The sequence below is a fragment of the Phenylobacterium sp. genome (assembly GCF_030693805.1).
GTDB lineage: Bacteria > Pseudomonadota > Alphaproteobacteria > Caulobacterales > Caulobacteraceae > Phenylobacterium.
In genome coordinates, this window is the sequence record NZ_JAUXZW010000249.1 from 1 (window position 1) to 1,039 (window position 1,039).

A 1,039-nucleotide genomic window follows, 5' to 3' on the forward strand; every position below is an offset into this window, starting at 1 on the left:
CAACCGCCTGCTGGGCAACGGTCTGCACTCGGCATCACCCTGGTTGGCGCTGGGTGCGGGCGGACTGCTGAGCCTGCTGCTGGCCACGCTGGCGCCGCGTGTGCACCCATGGCTGGTGGCGGTCAGCACCGGCGCGGCGGCCATCGCCGCCGTGGGCCTGTCGTATGCCTCGTTCTCGCACGGCGGGTTGTGGTGGTCACCCACCCCCTTGTTGGCCATGCTGCTTGCTGCCTATGGGGTGAGCGCGGTGTGGGGTTTTGTGGCCGCGCGCCAGCGTGCCCGCCACATCCGCCAGATGTTTGCGCAGTACGTGCCGCCCGACGTGGTGGGCCAGCTGGTGGCCCACCCCGAGCTGATGCGCCTGGGTGGCGAGACCCGCGAACTCACGGTGATGTTCACCGATCTGGCCAACTTCACCGGCATGTCCGAACGGCTGGACCCACAACACACCGTGGCCGTGCTCACCGAGTACTTCAACACCATGACCGCCATCGTGCACCGCCACCACGGCACGGTGGACAAGTTCATTGGCGACGCGGTGATGGCCTTCTGGGGTGCGCCCCTGCCCGTGCCCGACCACGCCCACCACGCGGTGGCCGCTGCCATCGAAATGCAGGCAGCGATGGCCGCCCTGGTGACGCGCCTGCAAGCCCAGGGCCTGCCGCAGATCGGCATGCGCATCGGCATCCACAGCGGCCCGGCCGTGGTGGGCAACATCGGCTCCGAGACGCGCTTCTCTTACACCGCCATCGGCGACACGGTCAACCTCGCTGCCCGCCTGGAGGGCGCCAACAAGGCCTTTGGCACGGGCATCCTGCTGTCGGCCAGCACAGCCGCCTTGCTGGGCGAAGGCGCCCCGCTGCTCAGGCCGCTGGCCGACGTGGTGGTCAAGGGCAAGACAGAAGCGGTGCGCGTCTACACCCCCTGCGACGATGCCGAGCTGGTGGCATCCAGCACACGGCAACTGGACGGCGCGGGCCAGCCAGCGCGGGCCCTGGACAAGCTGTAAGCAGCCAGCCTTCAGCGTTTGTTGAAGGTC

The 1,039-nt window shown here is 68.9% G+C and carries 1 protein-coding gene; it reads left to right on the top strand.

Annotated features, from left to right (window positions below; all coding sequences use genetic code 11):
* A partial coding sequence (locus tag Q8M88_RS09615) for an adenylate/guanylate cyclase domain-containing protein (RefSeq protein ID WP_305596775.1) occupies positions 1-1,009 on the top strand: 1,009 nt, incomplete at its 5' end.
* Positions 1,010-1,039 lie beyond the last annotated feature (30 nt).